Below are 20,114 nucleotides of genomic sequence, written 5' to 3' on the forward strand. Positions count from 1 at the left end.
TTTTCAGTAATTAATATGTAATATTTTTCGGTGGCTTGATATTGCTTCACAAGATTTCAAGAAGAACACTAATAAATCTCTCGACTCAGCAGCGAACACGATAACCTTATTGTTCACTGTTTTCAGCAAACAATTTTTCTTCACATTCCTGTCCTACAGTTATCATATTGGTATGACGTAAAAAAACAAGCATATATTTTTATTACACAATTCGTTATAATAATAGTTATGTTTTAAAACTATATTATTTAGCTGAATGCAACCATTATTTCTACCTCAAAGGGCATATTAATCTTAACTTCCAGAAATATTATCCCTTGAATGTTTACAGCCGTTGAGTTTGCTTACCCAACGGCTGTTTTATTATTTTTCTGAAGGGGCTGTAACAGTTGAGTAAGCTGTTACAGCTCATTTTTTTGCGCTTGCACATATTTTCGCTGTATATCTATCAGTGCAAACCAGAAGCCGATTTATTCATGTGAAAAATATGAAAAATATCCATATATTATCATTGATATATTATATGCGTGCATGTATAATATGAGTATGAAAAATGCTGATCTCGTTTTTGCAGGACACGATCAGCGCTCTTATTATAACGCTGTTCAGCTGGCCCTGCCACTTAGCACAATGATTCGTGTACCTCATTCTGATATGCTGTTCTCTTTTCTGGATGCGGTGAAGGAAGTTAATTTCAATCGCTTTGTTAAACCGATCCGTTCAAATAACACGCATAGTCACTCCCGAGGAATGCTCGTCAAAGTTCTTCTGTTTGCTTACATGAACCGTATTTTTTCCCTGACTGATATTGTCCAGCACTGCCGTACGGATATCAGATTTATCGATCTGTCCAATTGGGAAGCACCAAGCAAAATGGCGTTCTCACGTGTTATGAATCAGCTGACGGTATCTATTGATGATCTTATGAAAGAGTTGAATCTGAAGCTGATTGATCAGACAGGTATTGATCCAAACACGCAGTTTGTGGATGGAACAAAGATTGAGGCAAATGCTCATAAAAATTCTTTTGTGTACAAGCGGAGAATTCTGAATGCACGCAACAATCTGTACAGAGACCTTTCCAAGGCGATCAGCTCTTTGAATCTGTCTTACAAATACCAATATGAGATAAAAGACCGTTATAACGCATTAGAAATCTGGAATATTGTTCAGAAGCTGATGGATGTGATGGTTGCCGATAACATTGAACTCCAGTATGGAAAGGGTCATCGCAAATCCGATATTCAAAAGCGGTATGATGTGCTTCTGGACTATGCGATTCGTCTTACCACATATGAGTACTGGCTGTCTGTCATGGGCAGCAGGAACAGTTGCTCAAAGACTGACCATGATGCGACATTTATGGCTACCAAGTGGGATTACTACAATCGCTCCGGTATAACAAGACCATGCTATAACTGCCAGATTGCTGTATCTGGTGGATTGATCATTAACAGTGATATTTATCAGACACCGGGTGATACCGTCACCTGGATCCCGTTCATGGAGAGATTCCATACGCTGTATGGATTCTACCCGAAGAAACCAGTCGCTGATGCCGGATATGGAGGATATGACAACTACCTGTATAACATCAGCCACGGTATCGATCTCGTCCAGAAATTTAACATGTATGGAAAAGAGCACGATAAAGTTTTTCAAAAGAGAAATCCGTACAATCTTGTTAATTGGAAAAAGAACGAACATGGGTACCGGATCTGCCCGAATGGGAGAACATTTGACCAATATGAAGGGGACATCTATGCCTCTACCCGGGCAGGCAATCTATCCATAACGCAGAAATATACAGAGCCAAAACATTGCGAAGGTTGTCCGCTGAAAGAAAAATGCCTTATGAAAACAAACAAGAAAGGCTACAAGGAAGTAGGACTTAATGTCGTTGGAGAAGAGCTGAAAGCAGAAGCCAGAAAACAACTGGATACAGAACATGGTATAAAGCTGAAGGTAATGCGCAGCGAACAGGCAGAAGGAGCTTTTGCAGCAATCAAAGAAGATATGGGATTTGACCGTTTCCACAGAAGAGGATTGAAAACCGTGAAAATGGAATTTCTTATGGTATGTCTGGGATATAATCTGCGTAAATACCATAGCTGGAGACTCCGACGAATGGCTGCAGTTCCTCAGAATATGATGAGCTGATCAGAAAATAGAGCAAAAAATGATCTGAAATATAAGAAAAGGCAAAGAACTGTTTTAATAATGCTTTGATATAAACCATTCATGCATAGAAATGACTCTGTTGAATAAGTCTTGGTAAAGATAATACAAAAGAAAACAAAAAGGCCCATAACAGAGCTAATTCATTAGCAACTGTTACAGGCCCTAATGTTTTATCTCGCATAGGATAATACTAACCTTCAAATATCCATCAGCAATTTTTCTGCATTTCAAAAGTAACTATTTCCTTCTTAGAACGAATAAAGCAGATCAGGGGAAGTCCTCTGATCTGCTATGATTTTTAGAAGCACCGTTTGCACTATGCCTCAAATTTATATATAAATACAGTTGCTTACTTCACTTCGGCATTGCCATATGGCAGACCTTCGTTGAAGTTTCTGGCATTCTCCATCGTAACAGCCGCAATTGCCTGCAGTGCTTCACGTGTGAAGAAGGCCTGGTGAGATGTCAGAATGAGGTTTGGGAAAGTCGTCAGTCTTGCCACAATGGAATTCTGCATCATATCATCGGAGTGGTCGACATAGACATTGTCATCTTCACCTTCATAGACATCCAGAGCAACGGCATGGAACTTATTGGCACGAAGGCCTCTGATCAATGCGTCCACATCAATCAGACCGCCGCGGCTTGTATTGACAAGCATAACGCCATCCTTCATGCGAGAGATCGCTTCATCATCAATCAGATGATACGTGCCGCCCTCACCCATGATCAGCGGTGCATGCAGAGAAATCAGATCTGACTTTTCCAGCAGTTCTTCCTTGGTTACATAATGCAGTAAGCCGGACTCTTCCAGCTTGGCATTCGGATACGCATCCCAGCCAAGCACTGTCATGCCATAGCCCTTGCAGATCTGGGCCATGATCTGACCGATACGGCCAGTTCCCATGATACCGGCAACCTTGTTATGCAGATCAACGCCAAGCAGGCCATTCAGCGTGAAGTTATTATCCTTGACACGGTTGTAAGCTTTGACAACTCTGCGGTTGGCAGCCTGGATGATGGTCATGGCATGCTCCGCAACGGCATATGGAGAATATGCCGGCACACGCAGAACGGTAATGCCCTGTTCCCTGGCCGTCTTGAGATCAACATTGTTGAAACCGGCGCAGCGCAGCAGAATCAGCTTGACGCCATAGCTGCCCAGCTGTTCCACAACATCACGGTCAGCCTCATCATTGACGAAGATGCATACGGCATCATAGCCCTCTGCCAGATGCACACTTTCACGTGTCAGACGGGAATTGAAGTAGTGAATATCAACATTATAGGTACCTTCACCCTTATCACGGGAAAGCTCTGTAAAGAACAGACGGTCATAATCCTTGGTGCCAAAGAAAGCAACCTTGAGAACCGATACCGGCTTATCCTTCGGGCTCAGCTCGTTCAGAACTGCCTGAATCTTTTCAGAAGCAGGCTTTTCATCCTCGCCCTCAATGCTGAAATGCAGCACGCTGCCTTTTGCCGCATGCAGGGCAAGAATCTGCAGGACATCACGTCCGGAAGCACTTGCCCCATTGCATTCAATTGTCACTGTAGATTTGAAATCTGTGCAGGCCTGGGCAACCATTGCGGCAGGACGGGCATGAATACCAAGCGTATTTGTTACCTGATAATCAAAACGTTCCATGAAATTTTTCTTCCTCCTCTTATTATCACCATTTTCATGATAGTGAACCCCGTTATGAATTTCCACTAATATGATAATGCGAATTTCTCATCTCTGGCACAAAAGATGCGCTATAATTCTGGCTCAGGAGAATACATATGCTGCGAATCCACCAGGTATACTGCCCGATTGGACGGGACTTTGACAGTTTGCTTTGAATAGAATTTCTCGAAAACCGCATGACTGCGGCTTTTTCTTTGTCTATTTTTGTCAAATTTCTTGTATTTTTATGTTGTATGTGTTGTATGTTTTATGGTACAATAGTCCTGTAGAAGGTATGCAGGCATGAAACTTTACTATGATAAGCGTTTGAAAGATCCAACCTACTATGCTCAGATGGGTTTCCGTACGACTGATGGCAAATCAACTACCAAGAATGTGAAAAAGCTGGGCAAGCATTCTGAGCTTCTCAAGACTACTGATGATCCCGTTGCTTACTGCAAGCAGCTGATCGCCAGGATGAATGAAGATTCCAGGCAGGGAAAAGAGTCTGTTCAGATCTCTGTTGATCTCAACGAAAAAGTTGACCAGACTTCCGATGACGCCTCCCGCTCTTCTCTGAAGAACATTGGCTACTTTTATCTTCAGTACATTTACAATCAGCTGCGCCTGAATGAATTTTTCAACATTCATACAGCCGATCGGCGTGATACGTTCGACTATAACCAGATCAATAAGTTCCTTACATACAGCAGAATTCTGGATCCTTGCTCCAAGTATGGCACGTGTGATCATCTGGATTCCTTCTTTGAGCAGCCTGACATCCAGTATCATCAGATCCTGCGCTTTCTTGATATTCTGGAGAACAATACTGACGCTTATCTTGAATGGCTGTATCAGAACAGCAGCCATGTCATTCCCCGTGATTCGTCTGTGGTCTACTATGACTGCACCAATTTCTACTGTGAGACCGAGCAGGATGATGAAGACATCTTCGATGAAGTGACAGGAGAATTGCTGTCCTATGGGCTTCGAAAATATGGTGTCAGTAAAGAGCACCGTCCCAATCCGATTGTGGAAATGGGACTGCTCATGGACAAGCGCGGTATTCCGATCACGATGTGCCTGCATTCCGGCAACACCAGTGAGCAGGTTACTGCAGTACCATTGGAGAAGAAGATCCTGCCGGCTCTTGAGAAATCCAACATCATTTACTGTGCAGATGCCGGACTTGGCTCCTACAATATCCGTCAGTTCAATGCGATGGGCGGCAGATCCTTCATTGTGACGCAGTCAGTAAAGAAGCTTTCTGAAGAAGTGAAGGCTGTTGTCTTCAACGATAAAAACTACAGGCTCCTGTCAAATGACAAACCCGTAACGATCAGCTTCATGAAAAAGTTTGAGCACCGCAATCCTGAGAATCTGGCTCTGTACAATGACACTGCATACAAAGTTATTCCAGCAGACAAAGCAATTGATCTTGGACTGTTTGAATACAAGCAGTTACAGAACGGAAGCTCCCGCAAAGTCAAAGCCAAGGGAACTCTGGAGCAGGTTGTAATCATCACCTTCTCCAGGAAAATGATGGAGTACCAGCGGGCCGTACGAAACAGACAGATCGAGCGTGCAAAACAGATGATCAAGATGAAGGATCCGGAAGAAATCAAGAAAGGTCTGAATGACGTCCGGCGTTTCCTGAAGCGTATCGCCAAGGACAAGGACGGAAAGGAAGCAGAAGTAAGCTATGACCTGGATCAGGCAAGAATCGATGAAGAAGAGAAGTACGATGGCTACTATGCCGTTGCGACGAATCTGACAGATGCCAATGTGAAAGATGTACTGAACATTATGCACAAGCGCTACATGATTGAAGACTGTTTCAGAGTGATGAAGACAAACTTTGGATCAAGGCCTGTGTACCACAGTGCACAGAGAAGAATCAAAGCACATTTCCTGGTGTGCTACACAGCTCTGCTTGTCTATCGTCTGCTGAGCTGCAGCCTGGATGACAGAGGCACACACATCACGGCCAGAAATCTGATTACCACACTGAAGAATATGAATGTCGCAGATGATGGAATGTATTATCTTTCAACCTACAAAGGAAGTAAAACACTGGATGCCCTCGAGAACTATACAAATGCAGGATTAGACAAGAAGAGATACAAGGCCGGTTTCCTCAGAAAAAAATTCAAAAAGACGTCCGGATAGGCCCCTACATACTACAAAAATCAAAACGCAAAAAGTGCTGGAAAATCCAATATTCATCGGAATTTCTAGCACTTTCATTACTTCAAACTGTCAAAGTTGGGATATGATAATGCGAATTTCTCATCTCTGGCACAAAAGATGCGCTATAATTCTGGCTCAGGAGAATACATATGCTGCGAATCCACCAGGTATACTGCCCGATTGGACAGTCACTTGCCAAAACACAAATTGCAAAAAAACTGCACTGTACAGAGGAAGATATCCAATCCTTTCAGATTGAAAAAGAATCACTGGATGCACGCAAAGATGAAATGCATGAAAGCTACACTGTCCTTGCCACAGTAAGAAATGAACACCGGTATCTGAAGCAGAAAGATGTCAGTGAAGGAAAGCCGGAAATCTATCAGAACCCTGCTCCTGTTGCGTCTGATATACGGCCGATTGTTGTTGGCTTTGGTCCTGCAGGTATGTTTGCCGGCCTGCTGCTGGCAGAAACCGGCCTAAGGCCGATCATCATTGAACGTGGCAAGCCGGCTGAACAAAGGGCAAAGGATGTGAATGACTTCTTTACCAAAGGCATCCTGAATGTATCTTCCAATGTCCAGTATGGAGAAGGCGGTGCCGGTACATTCTCAGATGGCAAGCTGACAACCCGCATGAAGAATATCCGGGTACAGAAAGTGCTTGCTGAACTGGTGGAAGCCGGCGGTGATCCTGCCATTGCCTGGCAGCACAGACCGCATTTAGGCACAGATGTATTGAGAACAGTGGTCGTCAATATCCGCAGAAAGATCATCGCGCTTGGCGGTGAAGTCCGCTTTGAAACATGCATGCAGAGTCTGAAAGTTGAAAATGGACAGGTCACAGGCATTGAAACAAACCATGGCACATTTCTTTCTCCCTATGTCATCCTGGCTGCCGGCCACAGTGCCGCCGATACCTATCACACACTCTTTGACCAAGGCATTACAATGGTGCCAAAAGACTTCGCAGCCGGTGTCAGAGTGGAGCATCCTCAGCAATTGATTAATCAGAATCAGTATGGCCGATATGCCAATCATCCAGCGCTGTCCCCTGCCTCATATTCTTTGACGTATCACGCAAATAATGGCAGAGGCGTCTATTCCTTCTGCATGTGCCCGGGCGGTGTCGTCATTCCTGCCTCCACCACGGAAAACACACTGGCAGTCAATGGCATGAGCTATTCCAAACGAGATGGTGCCAATGCCAACAGTGCCATTCTTGTCCAGATTCCAAGTAAGGACTTTGACCATGGTTCCCCGATGGATGGCTTCGCCTTCCAGAAGCAGCTGGAAGAAACTGCCTTCCATCCCGGCTATCAGGCAGGCGCCTCCAATATCAAAGACTATCTGGAACACAAAGTCTCCTCAGACCTTGTCATTCCTTCCTCCTTCCCGCGCGGTATCATCCTGGAAGATCTGCACCGTCAGTTTCCAAAGCCTGTCAATGATGCGCTGGAAGAGGGCTTTGTCCATTTTGATAAAAAAATACCCGGCTTTATCAGCCAGGGTATCATGGTCGGCATGGAATCCAGATCTTCCTCACCCATCCGTATTCTGCGCAATGAGGATGGCACCTCTCTTTCCTGCAAAGGACTCTATCCATGCGGAGAAGGCGCAGGATATGCCGGCGGTATTGTTTCCAGTGCCGTTGACGGCATTCGTCAGGCCGAAAACATCATCACTTCCCTAATGCTTTAAAATCAGCCGTTTCATTCCGCAGCCATCTGCGGTGTGAAACGGTTCTTTTGACGGCAAGAGGACGCGGCTCATCCGCGAACGTCACCACATTGGGCGTGCCATTCTTCCACAGTTCCATCAGATCCTGTGCATCCTCCACAAAATCACGCACCGGCATCAACCCATATAAGCGCGGCGGAATCACTGCCACCGGAATCGTATACTTCTTTGCGTCCTGTCTTACCTTCCACTCACAATGCGGGCAGACCATCGCAATATCCACTTCATTCATCCGTTCCAACAGATGCACAATCGGAATAAAAATAAACTGAACCTGATCCTCCAAGTGCAGACGACTGACTTCTTTTTCCAGATGGGCGGCCAGTGCACTGGAAGAAAAGCCGCCTCCACAGCAAATCGCAATTTTTAACATATAACAATTATGCACCTCGAAAGATGATTTGAAAAGAATGCCAGATAAATTCTGAAGTGAAGCATCTGAATCAAACAGAACCCCATGGATTCCATTCCTGTTTGTCATGGATCCTCATACGCATACCGACAGGATACATGTGTCATCCCAGTAATCTTCTGCCCGCAGGTACAGCCATCGATGCCATCATCCTTTTTATGCTGTTTGCCGTCTGAGCAGATTTCTTGATCGTGTATTTATATTTGATAAAATATATTTGTATCAAATTTATTTAGATAATACCTATGGCCAGCCGGCCGCTGCTTGTGCAGCAGAAAGGAAAAAGATGAGCACATTTTATGATTATTCTGTAAACGATCGTAATGGCAATGAAGTTTCGATGAAGAAGTTTGAAGGAAAGGTTGTTCTGGTTGTCAATACTGCTACCGGATGCGGCTTTACGCCGCAATATAAGGATCTGGAAGAGCTCTATGAGGCAGATCATGACAAAGGACTTGAGATTCTGGATATTCCCTGCAATCAGTTTGCCGGCCAGACACCGGGTACTGATGAAGAAGTGCATGAGTTCTGCACACTGAAATACAACACAAAGTTTGATCAGATGAAGAAGAGCGATGTCAATGGCGAAAATGCGCTGGATCTGTATAAGTTTCTCAAGAGCCAGCAGACATTCCATGGCTTTGGCAAAGGTCCAAAGGCCGTGATGATGAGCGTCATGCTGAAGAAGATCGATCCGGATTATCAGCACAATTCAGAGATCAAGTGGAACTTTACAAAGTTCCTGGTTGACCGCAATGGCAATGTTGTACGCCGCTTTGAGCCAACCGAAAAGATGAAGGATGTCAGGCAGGCAGTGGAAGAACTGCTGTAAGCTGACAGCACAAAAAATACAGCAAGGCGAATGTGATGAATGAGATTGAAAAGGGAAAATGGGAAGATCTGAATCCAGATGAATTGCTGCGGTTAGACAGGCAGCTTTGCTTTCCCCTTTACGCTGCTGCCAGGAAAGCGGTAAGTGCTTATACACCATATCTGAAGCCGCTGGATCTGACTTATACCCAGTACATCACATTCATGGTGCTGTGGGAAAAAGACGGGCTGACCATTGGTGAGATTGGTGAAAGACTTCATCTGGACAATGGCACTTTGACGCCATTGTTAAAGAAAATGGAGAAACAGGGCTATATCACCCGGAAACGTGATCAAGAAGATGAACGTAAAGTAACCATTCATCTGACAAAAGAAGGCAGAGACATGAAACAAAAGCTGGTGCATGTACCGCTGCAGGTTGAAAAATGCACTCCGATTTCCATCGAAGAAGCCAACGAGCTGTACCGCATTCTCTACAAGATTCTGAATGCCAGGGTGCCAGTTGATTGTGATCATGCAAAGTAAAAGAAGAAGGTAATGAAATGAACACAGCGGTCAGATATTATTCCAGATCAGGCAATACAAAGATTGTGGCAGAGGCAATTGCCGATGCCCTGCAGGTCAAGGCAGTTTCTGTTGACAGCAGTGATGCACAGCTAAAGGACAAAACAGATGTACTGTTTATCGGCGGTGCCTTGTATGCCTACGGGCTTGATAAGCACTTAAAAACATTTATCCGCAATCTGGATCCAGCCAAAGTTGGCAAAGCAGTGATCTTCTCCACGTCCTGGATCTCCCGCCACAGCATTTATCTGATCCGCAGAGAGCTGCAGGAAAAAGGCATTCCGGCAGAGCAGGAAACCTTCTATGTCAAAAATAAAGCCAATGACGCACAGTTGAAAGAGGCTGCAGATTTTGCTCTGAAAATGATAAAGTAATATATACAGACATTTTCCGAGGACATCCGTTTCATCAGGAACGGATGTCTTTTTCATATAAAAAAAAGACAATCACGAGGATCATCTTCCTGATATGCCGCTTGGCAGAATTGAACTGCCCGTTCATCCTTACCATGGATGCGTATTACCACTATACTAAAGCGGCATTGCTCTGCTATTCTACCCAAACCTGCATGTAAAATCAACATGCAAACACCAATCCACGCCAGGAAATCTCGTGTGGCCCAGTACAGCGGCATTCCGTGCGCCTGCTCACCTGTCTTATTTCTTTCTGGCTCTGACAATGATCGCTTCCGGTATCTCACTGTTTTTCCAGGCTGTTTCTGCAATGCCATCGATCACAAATCCTGTATCGAAGCAGACATTGAAAATATCCTGCAGAGAACGATGGAAATACAGTTGCTTAGAAGGATGCCCCGTAATGGCCTCACCTTCATAGCTGTGTGCGGTTATATATTTATCATCTCTTGTTACAAAGCATGGATGCTGGGTGGCAAAGACAAAATACCATGATCTGCCAGAAGATCATGTACTGCCGAAATCAGAGGTCTGATATCCGCAATATCCATGATGGCCATGCAGCATATGTTCTCCTTGCTGCATTTTCTGCTTATATGATCTGTCTTCTCTTCAGCTCAGCGTAAACAAGATGCAGCGGCAGTCCCATGACGGCATAGTAGTCTCCTTCGATGCCTTCGATATATCTGCCGCCATAGCCCTGAATGGCATAGGCACCCGCCTTGTCACTGCATTCCCCGGTTGCGATGTATGCGTGAATCTCATCATCATTCATGGGCAGAAAATGTACGGCAGTTGAAACGGCGGTCCGGTAACATTCCTCTTGAGATACAATGCACAATCCAGTCAGCACATGATGCGTGCGGCCCTGCAGACTTTTCAGCATGGCAAATGCAGCTTCATTGGTGTGTGGTTTGCCCAGCGGTTTGCTGTCAATCACAACCATCGTATCACTGCCGATGACCACTGCATCCGGATGCCTTTTCAGCACGGTTTTTCCCTTTTTCACTGACAGCCGCTCGATCTCATCTGCCAGTGGTTTACTGCAGTCAATGGTTTCATCCACATCGGCCGGATCGCAGATAAACGGAGCACCGCACAATGACAGGATTTCTTTGCGCCGCGGTGAGCGGCTGGCAAGCACAAGTTCTTTCATATTCTTCCTCTGTCTGTCATTATACATGGTTTATGGAAATTCATGACCAGGGCAATTGCACCCATGTTACAATAAAGGTGCAATTCAGGAGGATTTGAAATCATATGAAGAAACCTACACTTGTCATTCTGGCGGCAGGAATGGGAAGCCGTTACGGCGGTATGAAGCAGATTGACGGCGTTGGCAGTCATGGTGAGCCAATCATTGAATTCTCAATTTATGATGCAAAGGAAGCGGGCTTTGGCAAAGTCGTGCTGATCATCAAGAAAGAGCATGAAGTTGCTTTCCGCAAGGCACTGACGGACAAGATTGCCCCGCATATGGATGTTGAATTTGCCTATCAGGATATGAACAACATTCCTTCCGACGTACAGGTGCCGGAAGGACGTGTCAAGCCATGGGGCACAACCCATGCATTGCTGGCATGCAAGGGCATTGTCAATGAGCCGTTTGCGATCATCAATGCGGATGACTTCTATGGCAAAGATGCCTACAAAGTCATGTACAGATATCTGTGTGATGAAGTTGCAGACAATCACTATGCCATGGTCGGCTATCCGTGTGTGAACACACTGACAGATAATGGTACAGTCACAAGAGGTGTCTGCCGCACGGATGAAAACGGCAATCTGAGCCACATTGTTGAGGTGAAGGAAATTGCCCGCAAAGACGGTCATGCCGTATACAAGGATGGCGATCAGTGGAAGCAGCTGCCGGATGATACGCTTGTCTCCATGAATTTCTGGGGCTTTACACCGGCTGTGTTTGATGACTGTGAGAAGATCTTTGATACCTTCATTCATGAAGCAGTCAAGAAAGATCCGATGAAATGCGAGCATGTGATTCCGACTGCCATCGGTCAGCTGATTGATGAAGGCAAGGTCACTGTCAAGATGCTGTCATCTTCTGACAAGTGGTTTGGTGTCACCTACCAGCAGGATAAGCCTGGTGTTGTCGCCAAGATCCAGGCCATGAAAGATGCCGGCATTTATCCGGATGTGCTCTGGAAATAAGAATGATGGAAGACCAGGGAAACCTGGTTTTCTTTTTGGCCAAAAGAAAAAAGCAGCCGCAGCTGCTTACAGATTATCCTGCAGGAAATGATAGACATTGCGCCAGGCAATATCCGCAATCTCTTCCTCACTGAATCCTTCTGCTTTCAACCCCTCAATGAAATTCTGGGCCTGTTCAGGATCATAGAGATCATGGCCTTCTGCCTTGTTGTAATAACCGCCTAAATCAAAGCCGACTGCCACATGGGAGACACCCACAAGATCAGCCATGAATCTGGCATGCTTTGCCAGCGTGCGGGCACTGCGGTCGGCCTGTTTCTGGGCAATGAATTCTTCACATGCATTTAAGCCAATCAGGCCGCCCTTGTCACACAATGCCACAATCTGCTGATCTGTCAGATTGCGCGGTACATAGCACAGTGCCTTGGCATTGGAGTGAGTCGCAATAACAGGCCGTGTACTAGCATCCAGGATATCCCAGAATGTCTTTTCATTGGCATGGGAGACATCTACGACCATATGTCTCTCATTCATGCGGGCAATGGCTCTTCTGCCAAGATCCGTCAGTCCTCTGCCGGCATGCCCGCTGTTGCCGGTTGCCAGATCATTTTCATCATTCCATTCCAGAGAACCAATCCGGTTGCCCTGCTCATACAGCCAGTCAATCTTCTCTTCGGGATGATCATGAATACCGCACATGCCTTCCACTGTCATCAGATAACTGACATGATCAGAATCCGGATCCAGATCATCCATGCTGAGCATCGGCTTGTGGCCAGAAGCGATGATGTCATTTCTCACCATTGTCACTGTATCCATCATATCCTGCCAGGATTCCCTGCCGGCAAAGAAGGATGCCGCAGCACTGTACATGATTTCACCTTTTTCAAGGCGCTTGTCCCAGTGGTTTTTCAGCACGGCTGTCTCATTAGGATACTGACGGATGGCAATCGCTAAGTCCGCATGCAGATCAAAGATTCTCATGACACTTTCCTCCTGTTCAACTCATAAATGATACGGATGCCCTTATAGGCAATATCCGGATCATAGGCATCAATCTCATCTGTCTCACTGGCAATCACACGGCCAAGACCGCCGGTTGCCACAACATAGCAGTCCGGATCATGCAGTTCTTCCTTCATCCGTTTCAGAATGTATTCCACAGCACCAATATAGCCATAGACGACACCTGCCTGCATGCCTGTGATCGTATTGGAGCCAAGCACAGAAGCAGGCTTCTTGATCTCAATTTCCGGCAGCTTTGCCGTCTGGGATGTCAATGCATTTGCAGAAATGCCAAGGCCCGGGGCAATAACTGTATAGCGGAATTCACCGGCAGAAGAAACATAGTCAAAGGTTGTCGCTGTGCCAAAATCAACTACGATGCAGGATCTTTGAAACGTATGATACGCATAGGCACAGTCTACGATCCGATCCGCCCCAACTGCCTTGGGATTGTCTGCTTTCAGAACAATGCCGCAATCCATCTGCGGTGTAATCACAATCGGTGTTTTGCCAATGTATTTCTTCATGCATGAAGTCAGCGTATACATCAGTTTTGGTACAACAGATGAAATCACAACTGCCTCAATATCTTCTGTACCAATGCCTGCCCGTTCCAGCAGATCATAGACAATCACGCCAAGTTCATCACTTGTTCTTTCTGTTCTGGTAATCAGACGGAAGGAAGCACGGATCTTTTCATCCTCCATGATGCCCATGGAGATGTTTGTATTGCCAACATCAACAGCCAGTAACATGTCTTTCTCCCTTCAGGCAGTATTTCAGGATTTCCTCAGCCGTATCATCCTTGCTTAACAAGCCAAGCTGTTCCTGATGATCTTTGGAAAGGATCGTCACTTTGTTGGTATCCACGCCAAAGCCGGCACCCTTGTCACGCAGTGAATTGGCGGCAATAAAGTCAGCGTTCTTCTCTACCAGTTTCTTCTGTGCATTGGCATACAGATTCTCTGTCTCCATGGCAAAGCCGATCAGCACCTGATCCTCATGTTTACGCCTGCCAAGTTCCTTGAGAATATCCGTTGTCCGGCAAAGATCAATCTGTAAACCGCCTTCTTCTTTCTTGATCTTCTCATCTGCAGTTTTTACAGGCGTATAGTCTGCCACAGCCGCTGCCATGATGATCGCGTCCATGCCATCACTGACAGACAGCACGGCATCCGCCATATCCTTTGCCGAAACAACCGGGACCATATGAACACCATAGGGAGCAGGAAGATCCGTCCTGCCTGAGACAAGTGTCACGGCTGCACCGGCATTGCGGGCTGCCCTTGCCAGGGCATAGCCCATTCTGCCGGTGGAATGATTGGTAATGCAGCGGACCGGATCAATGGCTTCCTGGGTGCCTCCGGCGGTAATCAATACCTGCTTTCCTGCCAGAAACTTATCCGTATACAGCAGTGCGGAAAGTGCATCCGCAATCTCTGCAGGCTCAGGCATCCTGCCCTTGCCCACATCACCGCACGCAAGATAGCCGGCATCACTTTCCATGATATGAATGCCATACTTTTTCAGTCTGCGCAGATTATCCTGGGTGGCAGGATTTGCCAGCATGTGCGTATTCATTGCCGGCACTACAAGTTTGGGGCAGTATGCCGCCAGAAAGGTTGTTGTTAACATATCATCCGCAATACCATTGGCTGCTTTGGCAATGAAATCTGCGGTTGCCGGTGCCACCACAAAGGCATCTGCCTTTTTAGCCAGTGAAACATGATGCACATCCGGCTCATAATCCACCGAAAACATATCCGTGATGACCCGATTGGCTGACAATGTCTGAAAGGTCAGCGGTGTAACAAATTCCTGGGCGCTTTTTGTCATCAGAACATGAACATCATGGCCTGCCTTCTTTAACATGGACACCAGTGCACAGGCTTTATATGCGGCAATACCGCCGGTAACACCGACGATGACACACTTTTTCTCCATAATATTTCTCCCGTTGGTACCTCACAATTATATGTTCGCATGGTACGATTTACAAACGAGGCGGCATGTACCGCCAGGGAAAGGTAACGGTATGAACAAACAGAACTGGCTTGTTGTTTCAGATATTCACGGTGCCCTCTCAGGGGCAGAAGCGATGGCAGAGGCATATGCGTATCATCAGGCATCAATGATTCTCTGCCTTGGCGATATTCTCTATCACGGCCCGCGCAATGACCTGCCATCAGACTATGCGCCAAAGAAGGTCATCCCGATCATGAATCGTTTCAAGGAAAAGATCATTGCGGTCCGCGGCAATTGTGAAGCAGAAGTTGACCAAATGGTGCTGGATTTTCCGTGCATGAGCGACTATTGTGCCATGCCATTCAATGGCCATAAGCTCTTTATGAGCCATGGCCACATCTATGGACCGGATCATCTGCCAGTATTAGAAGAAGGGGATCTCTTTCTCTCTGGCCATACACATATTCCTGCCGCAGGCCAGAAAGACGGCATCTGGCTGTTAAACCCGGGATCTATATCCCTGCCCAAACAGAACCACCCCCGCAGCTATGGCATTCTGAATGAAGATGGCTTTACAGTATACACACTGAACCATCAGCCGTACATGCAGGCAAAGTTCTGAAATGCACAAAACGAAAGTAAGCGTCAAAGTAACACCGTCTTTCAATAAATAGCAGGATATCCGATACTGTATGCAGTAAAGGAGATCCTGTTTTATGAATGAAGAAGAATGGAAATTGCTCTGGAATCAGTTTGAATTATCGGATGAGTCTGTCAAAGAGTTCTGCAGTCGTAACGGGATGAAGCCACGGGCTTTTTACTACTTTAAGAATAAATACCAGGATGATAGCACCTGTCAGTTATGCCCTGTTGTTATCAGTCATTCTACTGAGACGGCAGTAAGTTTCAATGGCATTCCGGTTTCTTATGATGATGGCATTTCTGATCTGGAACTGCAGAGAATCATTCGTCTCTGCAGAGATCTATGATGCCCTTTGAAAAGATCGGTAAGCTCTATCTTGTGACCGGTGTTACTGATCTGAGAAAAGGGATTGATGGCTATGCCGCATTGATTCAGTCACAGCTGCACCAGAGCCCAATGGACCATTCGATGTATCTTTTCTGTAATCGTGACAGAACGAAGCTGAAGTGTCTTTACTTTGACGGCACAGGATTCTGGCTGTTATATAAACGTCTGGAGAAAGGCCATTTCAAGTGGAAAAAGGATGATGCCAACCACTCTGTCATGATCAGTGAGCAGCAGCTCGGATGGCTTTTGGATGGGCTGAAGATTGAGCAGAAAAGTGCTTTTCAGCCTGTCAAAAAAGATTATATATGAGGCTTTAATGATGTTGCACAAATGCATGCATGAATGTATACTATAATCAATGATAGACGAGAAAGAATTCAAAAAGAATCTCGATAATATGAGCCACGATGCCCTGGTATCATTTGCGTATTCCCTGGCTGTTAAGAACTCTGCACTTGAAGAAAACTATCAAGCTTTGAGACGCAGAGTTTTTGGCATTAAGCACAATGAACACAATTCGCATGTTTCACCAGATCAGCTGTCATTGTTTAACGAAGCAGAAGCGATTGACGATACTGCTTCTGTTGATCAGAAGAAAGAGCCATCTGGAGATGATATTATCGTTAAGCCGGGCAAAAAACACAGGCATGGCAAGAATGCAAAGCTGAAGAATGTCCGCATCATTGATGAACCGGATATTGAACTTGAGGACAGAAACTATCCAAAATGCAGTAAACCAATGGGAGAACTGGCTCCTACTGTTTTTGAATGGCTTGAGCATATCCCGGAGGAGTATGTTCTGCACCGTGTAAGAATCCATAACTATACATGTCATTCATGCAATAACCAGAATATGAACTGCGTGACATATCATGGCAATACAGACTGTCTGCCTGTAAAGCCGATTCAGAGTTCATTGGCCTCAGCTTCTGTAATCAGCCATATTGCGTATGAGAAATATCTGGTCGCCGTTCCCATCTATCGTTTGTCTAAAGATCTCAGGACCAGAGGAATTGAAATCAGTCGCCAGGTAATGTGCAGCTGGCTGATGAAGTGTGCAGAGCTATATCTGGATCCCATCGTCAAACGAATGACTGAGGATCTGAGAAAATGTAAAGTTCTCAATATGGATGAAACATCGCTTGAGGTTCTGGAAGATATCCGTAACGGATCCAGAGAAAAGAGCTATACGTGGCTTGCCATGAGCGGAAAACACGAGACAAAGCAGATGGCTTTGTACTTTTATAATGTCTCAAGGGCATACAGCTTTATCTATGAGATCCTGGGCCATGATTTTCATGGTGTCATTCAGTCAGATGGCTATCAGGCATATGACAAATATGAGGCTGCCAGAGCTCATGCCGGGTGCAGCGCACACTGCCGCAGAAAATTTGAAGAAGCAGCGGAAGCCTATACTGATCTCTATGCAAAGTATAGCAGCCTGAAAGATAAAGAAGAGATCAAACAGCTTCTTGATAACAATCCGTCCTTCGGCATCATCATTCGCTTTCTGGATGAATACTCAAACCTTTATGGTATAGAGAAACAGTTGAATGAAACCAAGGCATCACCGGAGACTATTCTCAGGATCAGGCAGGAAAAAGAGAAGCCAATATGGGAAGAGCTCAGGAATCAGCTGGATTACATGGATGAGAAACTCATGACCAGCGGAAAGCTTGGAAAAGCGATTACATACGCAAAGAATCAGTGGGACAAGCTGATGTATTATCTGAGCGACTGGCAGGTTGGACTGGATAATAATCTGGCTGAGCGTGAAGGAATAAAACCTTTTGTCCTGGCGAGAAAAAATTTCCTGTTCGCTGATACAAAGCATGGAGCGAAATACTCCTGCATGTACTTCTCGATCTTAATATCAGCCAGAATGAATTCCCTGAACTCAGAGAAATATCTTGCCTGGCTGATTGATCAGATGGCAAGAGCTTCAGTCAATGGAGGCATTCAGGAAGAAGATATCCAGAGATGCCTGCCATACGCAGCTGATCTGCCACAAGATCTTCAAATTTCAAAGAACTGCTCTGAATCCTGATACACATACAAGATACTCAGAACAGTCCTTATTTTCTATACGTGGCTATATTGACGCTTACAAACGAAAAGATGGCAGGTTCCTGCACAGCACAGGTTCTGCCATCTTTTTTACGTTATCTCTGCTTATTGTCATCCAGACGCGGATTGAGATGCTTGTCATCACCAGTATGATCCGCTGTCATCTTCATCATACTGCGGGCAATGTTGCAGCAGTGGTCGCCCATTCTTTCCAGATTCGACAGAATGTCACAGTATACCGAAGAAGCCACTGGTGCCGTGCAGATTTTCTTTGCCATACGCTCAAAGTGAGATTCTCTGGCATTGTATTCCAGCAGGTCCATCTCATCTTCCAGTTTCAACAGCTCATTATACGAAGCCTGACTGTGATTCTTAGCGATCTCCAGCAGCTTGGCAAACATCTCATCAAACTGGTTGTACATGCGGTTGATTTCATAGACCGCACTTGGCGACAAGCCCTTCTGGTCTTCATGAATCATCTGGAAGAATTCCTTCAGGTTCATGGCAATATCACCTATACGCTCCAGGTTCTTGACATTGTCCAAATCGGTGCGCTGCTCCAATGTATCCGAAGGAGACAGGTCGCCTGCCATACTGATTTCCAGAAGATACGCTGTAATCTTCTTGTCATAGTCATTGACCACGGATTCGCCCTGATCAATCATCTGCAGCTCCTCTTCGCCGCCCTTGCCATTGAGATAATCACGTGTATTGTGCACATTCTCCACAACGGCATCAGACATGGAATGAATCGCTTCCTCGGCAGCAGTTAACGCAGCTGCCGGCAGCCGTCTGGCAAGAGAAGGATCCAGATGATCCACATCCACCTGCAGGCGTTTCGGTTCTTCGCCCGGAATGATCTTGCGTACCAGAGCACACATCTGTTTCAGCAGCGGGAAGAAGATCAAAGTAGCCAGCGCATTGAACATGATATGGGCAAGAGCTACCTGCATCATCTTGTTCATGCCAAGGGATGCGGAAACATTAAGAATGACAGCACTCAGCGGTTTGAGCAGGATCATGCCCATGACAGAGCCAACGATATTAAACAATGTATGCAGACCGGCTGTCCGCTTGGCCGCGGTACTGCCGCCGGCACTTGCCAGGATGCCAGTCACCGTGGTGCCGATGTTAGCACCAAAGACAAACGGCAGCACAGCCTGAAAGCTCAGGGCACCTGCCTGATACATCTTCTGCACAACACCGATCGTAGCAGCCGATGCCTGCACGGCACCAGTCATGATTGTACCGGCAAGCAGTGACAGCAGCGGATTCTCGCTCAGCTTCAATGCAACATTCGTAAAGGCAGGAATGTCCTTGATGACACTGAGTGCTTCACCCATGGAATCCAGGCCATAGAAGACCATGCCAAACCCCATCAGAATATTGCCAAGACACTTGATTTTACGCCGTGAAGAGAAACATGAAAGCATGGCACCTGCAAAGATGACATACAGGATATATTTGCCAATATCCAAAGAGATCAGGAAGGAGGTGATGGTTGTGCCGATGTTGGCTCCCATGATGATGCCTGCTGCCTGTTCCAGTGTCATCAATCCGGCTCTGACCATGCCAATGGTAATGGCAGTGGATGCAGAGGATGACTGCATGACAACCGTAATCACAATACCAATCAGAAAAGCGCTGAACGGATTCGAAGTATAGCGGTCAATATATTCCCGCAGTTTATCGCCGGCAAACTCCTTGAGCGCATCGCCCATGAAGTTAATGCCAAACATGAACAGGCCGAAGCCGCCCAGAATGACATCCCAGCGCATATCAGACAAACCCATGGATAACCTCCATCCCTTGTACTGTATTAAGCATAGCAAAACATGGATGCCGTATGCATTATTTTTCTGATTTTTTTCACGGTTTT

General features: G+C 45.8%; 18 protein-coding genes, 1 tRNA gene and 1 pseudogene. 11 read left to right on the forward strand and 9 right to left on the reverse strand.

Going from position 1 to position 20,114, the window contains the following annotated elements:
• Positions 1-540: 540 nt before the first annotated feature.
• Positions 541-2,160 carry a transposase gene (locus DHU66_RS02485; RefSeq protein WP_167836224.1) on the forward strand — a complete coding sequence of 540 codons (1,620 nt, stop codon included), beginning with the start codon at positions 541-543 and terminating at the stop codon, positions 2,158-2,160.
• Positions 2,161-2,530: 370 nt separating this feature from the next.
• Here DHU66_RS02485 and DHU66_RS02490 read toward each other — a convergent pair whose 3' ends face one another.
• Positions 2,531-3,829 (reverse strand): fused HPr family phosphocarrier protein/2-hydroxyacid dehydrogenase, encoded by a 1,299-nt coding sequence (locus DHU66_RS02490; protein ID WP_108774300.1) that lies wholly within the window; start codon positions 3,827-3,829, stop codon positions 2,531-2,533.
• Positions 3,830-4,153: 324 nt separating this feature from the next.
• On the opposite strand from DHU66_RS02490, the gene DHU66_RS02495 reads away from it, so the two are divergent.
• Positions 4,154-6,019: an IS1634 family transposase gene (locus tag DHU66_RS02495; RefSeq protein WP_108774301.1), complete on the forward strand. Its 1,866-nt coding sequence runs from the start codon at positions 4,154-4,156 to the stop codon at positions 6,017-6,019.
• A gap of 170 nt (positions 6,020-6,189) precedes the next feature.
• The gene (locus tag DHU66_RS02500) at positions 6,190-7,740 is read left to right on the forward strand and encodes an NAD(P)/FAD-dependent oxidoreductase (protein ID WP_108774302.1); all 1,551 of its coding nucleotides are present in this window, start codon (positions 6,190-6,192) and stop codon (positions 7,738-7,740) included.
• Here the strand turns inward: DHU66_RS02500 and DHU66_RS02505 are convergent.
• Complete coding sequence (locus DHU66_RS02505; RefSeq protein WP_167836225.1) at positions 7,721-8,152, reverse strand: PTS sugar transporter subunit IIB; 432 nt, start codon at positions 8,150-8,152, stop codon at positions 7,721-7,723. The genes DHU66_RS02500 and DHU66_RS02505 overlap by 20 nt on opposite strands.
• A 325-nt stretch (positions 8,153-8,477) precedes the next feature.
• On the opposite strand from DHU66_RS02505, the gene DHU66_RS02510 reads away from it, so the two are divergent.
• From DHU66_RS02510 to DHU66_RS02520, 3 genes are read left to right on the forward strand one after another with little or no spacing between them, the layout of a single operon-like run.
• Positions 8,478-9,023: a glutathione peroxidase gene (locus DHU66_RS02510; RefSeq protein WP_108774304.1), complete on the forward strand. Its 546-nt coding sequence runs from the start codon at positions 8,478-8,480 to the stop codon at positions 9,021-9,023.
• Between the two features lie 35 nt (positions 9,024-9,058).
• On the forward strand, positions 9,059-9,547 hold the full coding sequence (locus DHU66_RS02515) for a MarR family winged helix-turn-helix transcriptional regulator (protein WP_209451717.1): 489 nt from the start codon (positions 9,059-9,061) through the stop codon (positions 9,545-9,547).
• A gap of 17 nt (positions 9,548-9,564) precedes the next feature.
• Positions 9,565-9,960, forward strand: coding sequence for a flavodoxin family protein (locus tag DHU66_RS02520; protein WP_108774305.1), 396 nt, complete (start codon positions 9,565-9,567; stop codon positions 9,958-9,960).
• A 95-nt stretch (positions 9,961-10,055) separates the two neighbouring features.
• Here the strand turns inward: DHU66_RS02520 and DHU66_RS02525 are convergent.
• The 3 genes and pseudogenes from DHU66_RS02525 to DHU66_RS02530 form a co-directional block, all read right to left on the reverse strand.
• Positions 10,056-10,126: transfer RNA gene (locus DHU66_RS02525), tRNA-Thr, on the reverse strand.
• Between the two features lie 116 nt (positions 10,127-10,242).
• Positions 10,243-10,559, reverse strand: a pseudogene (locus DHU66_RS12570) (class I SAM-dependent methyltransferase); the annotation flags it as partial.
• A gap of 32 nt (positions 10,560-10,591) precedes the next feature.
• Positions 10,592-11,155 carry a Maf family protein gene (locus DHU66_RS02530; RefSeq protein ID WP_108774306.1) on the reverse strand — a complete coding sequence of 188 codons (564 nt, stop codon included), beginning with the start codon at positions 11,153-11,155 and terminating at the stop codon, positions 10,592-10,594.
• Positions 11,156-11,259: 104 nt separating this feature from the next.
• Here DHU66_RS02530 and DHU66_RS02535 point away from each other — a divergent pair, with 104 nt between their 5' ends.
• A complete protein-coding gene (locus DHU66_RS02535) occupies positions 11,260-12,168 on the forward strand; it encodes a nucleotidyltransferase family protein (RefSeq protein WP_108774307.1) in 909 nt (302 codons plus the stop codon).
• A gap of 66 nt (positions 12,169-12,234) precedes the next feature.
• Here DHU66_RS02535 and DHU66_RS02540 read toward each other — a convergent pair whose 3' ends face one another.
• The 3 genes from DHU66_RS02540 to coaBC are packed head-to-tail and all read right to left on the reverse strand — an operon-like array spanning position 12,235 to position 15,117.
• Positions 12,235-13,152, reverse strand: a complete 918-nt coding sequence (locus DHU66_RS02540) for a dipeptidase (protein WP_108774308.1) — start codon at positions 13,150-13,152, stop codon at positions 12,235-12,237.
• Positions 13,149-13,928: a type III pantothenate kinase gene (locus tag DHU66_RS02545; protein WP_108774309.1), complete on the reverse strand. Its 780-nt coding sequence runs from the start codon at positions 13,926-13,928 to the stop codon at positions 13,149-13,151. Before DHU66_RS02545 ends, DHU66_RS02540 begins: the two co-directional genes overlap by 4 nt.
• Positions 13,912-15,117, reverse strand: a complete 1,206-nt coding sequence (gene coaBC, locus DHU66_RS02550) for a bifunctional phosphopantothenoylcysteine decarboxylase/phosphopantothenate--cysteine ligase CoaBC (RefSeq protein WP_108774310.1) — start codon at positions 15,115-15,117, stop codon at positions 13,912-13,914. Before coaBC ends, DHU66_RS02545 begins: the two co-directional genes overlap by 17 nt.
• A gap of 91 nt (positions 15,118-15,208) precedes the next feature.
• Between coaBC and yfcE the strand changes: the two genes are divergently transcribed.
• The 4 genes from yfcE (at position 15,209) to tnpC (ending at position 18,215) form a co-directional block, all read left to right on the forward strand.
• Complete coding sequence (gene yfcE, locus DHU66_RS02555) at positions 15,209-15,760, forward strand: phosphodiesterase (protein ID WP_108774311.1); 552 nt, start codon at positions 15,209-15,211, stop codon at positions 15,758-15,760.
• Positions 15,761-15,854: 94 nt separating this feature from the next.
• Positions 15,855-16,127 (forward strand): IS66 family insertion sequence element accessory protein TnpA, encoded by a 273-nt coding sequence (gene tnpA, locus DHU66_RS02560; protein WP_108774312.1) that lies wholly within the window; start codon positions 15,855-15,857, stop codon positions 16,125-16,127.
• A complete protein-coding gene (tnpB, locus tag DHU66_RS02565) occupies positions 16,124-16,477 on the forward strand; it encodes an IS66 family insertion sequence element accessory protein TnpB (RefSeq protein WP_108774313.1) in 354 nt (117 codons plus the stop codon). The genes tnpA and tnpB overlap by 4 nt, the downstream gene beginning before the upstream one ends.
• 49 nt (positions 16,478-16,526) lie before the next feature.
• Positions 16,527-18,215 carry an IS66 family transposase gene (tnpC, locus tag DHU66_RS02570; RefSeq protein ID WP_108774314.1) on the forward strand — a complete coding sequence of 563 codons (1,689 nt, stop codon included), beginning with the start codon at positions 16,527-16,529 and terminating at the stop codon, positions 18,213-18,215.
• Between the two features lie 115 nt (positions 18,216-18,330).
• Here the strand turns inward: tnpC and DHU66_RS02575 are convergent, their stop codons facing one another.
• Entirely contained in the window at positions 18,331-20,028 is a 1,698-nt protein-coding gene (locus DHU66_RS02575) for a Na/Pi cotransporter family protein (RefSeq protein ID WP_108774315.1), read from the reverse strand.
• Positions 20,029-20,114: the final 86 nt, after the last annotated feature.

It is taken from the genome of Lactimicrobium massiliense, assembly GCF_900343155.1.
GTDB lineage: Bacteria > Bacillota_I > Bacilli_A > Erysipelotrichales > Erysipelotrichaceae > Bulleidia > Bulleidia massiliensis.

What these genes read in the sequence shown, in the direction of transcription:
- DHU66_RS02485 (WP_167836224.1), top strand. Translation starts at nt 541, where the DNA reads ATGAGTATGAAAAATGCTGATCTCGTTTTTGCAGGACACGATCAGCGC.
- DHU66_RS02490 (WP_108774300.1), bottom strand. Translation starts at nt 3,829, where the DNA reads ATGGAACGTTTTGATTATCAGGTAACAAATACGCTTGGTATTCATGCC.
- DHU66_RS02495 (WP_108774301.1), top strand. Translation starts at nt 4,154, where the DNA reads ATGAAACTTTACTATGATAAGCGTTTGAAAGATCCAACCTACTATGCT.
- DHU66_RS02500 (WP_108774302.1), top strand. Translation starts at nt 6,190, where the DNA reads ATGCTGCGAATCCACCAGGTATACTGCCCGATTGGACAGTCACTTGCC.
- DHU66_RS02505 (WP_167836225.1), bottom strand. Translation starts at nt 8,152, where the DNA reads ATGTTAAAAATTGCGATTTGCTGTGGAGGCGGCTTTTCTTCCAGTGCA.
- DHU66_RS02510 (WP_108774304.1), top strand. Translation starts at nt 8,478, where the DNA reads ATGAGCACATTTTATGATTATTCTGTAAACGATCGTAATGGCAATGAA.
- DHU66_RS02515 (WP_209451717.1), top strand. Translation starts at nt 9,059, where the DNA reads ATGAATGAGATTGAAAAGGGAAAATGGGAAGATCTGAATCCAGATGAA.
- DHU66_RS02520 (WP_108774305.1), top strand. Translation starts at nt 9,565, where the DNA reads ATGAACACAGCGGTCAGATATTATTCCAGATCAGGCAATACAAAGATT.
- DHU66_RS02530 (WP_108774306.1), bottom strand. Translation starts at nt 11,155, where the DNA reads ATGAAAGAACTTGTGCTTGCCAGCCGCTCACCGCGGCGCAAAGAAATC.
- DHU66_RS02535 (WP_108774307.1), top strand. Translation starts at nt 11,260, where the DNA reads ATGAAGAAACCTACACTTGTCATTCTGGCGGCAGGAATGGGAAGCCGT.
- DHU66_RS02540 (WP_108774308.1), bottom strand. Translation starts at nt 13,152, where the DNA reads ATGAGAATCTTTGATCTGCATGCGGACTTAGCGATTGCCATCCGTCAG.
- DHU66_RS02545 (WP_108774309.1), bottom strand. Translation starts at nt 13,928, where the DNA reads ATGTTACTGGCTGTTGATGTTGGCAATACAAACATCTCCATGGGCATC.
- coaBC (WP_108774310.1), bottom strand. Translation starts at nt 15,117, where the DNA reads ATGGAGAAAAAGTGTGTCATCGTCGGTGTTACCGGCGGTATTGCCGCA.
- yfcE (WP_108774311.1), top strand. Translation starts at nt 15,209, where the DNA reads ATGAACAAACAGAACTGGCTTGTTGTTTCAGATATTCACGGTGCCCTC.
- tnpA (WP_108774312.1), top strand. Translation starts at nt 15,855, where the DNA reads ATGAATGAAGAAGAATGGAAATTGCTCTGGAATCAGTTTGAATTATCG.
- tnpB (WP_108774313.1), top strand. Translation starts at nt 16,124, where the DNA reads ATGATGCCCTTTGAAAAGATCGGTAAGCTCTATCTTGTGACCGGTGTT.
- tnpC (WP_108774314.1), top strand. Translation starts at nt 16,527, where the DNA reads ATGATAGACGAGAAAGAATTCAAAAAGAATCTCGATAATATGAGCCAC.
- DHU66_RS02575 (WP_108774315.1), bottom strand. Translation starts at nt 20,028, where the DNA reads ATGGGTTTGTCTGATATGCGCTGGGATGTCATTCTGGGCGGCTTCGGC.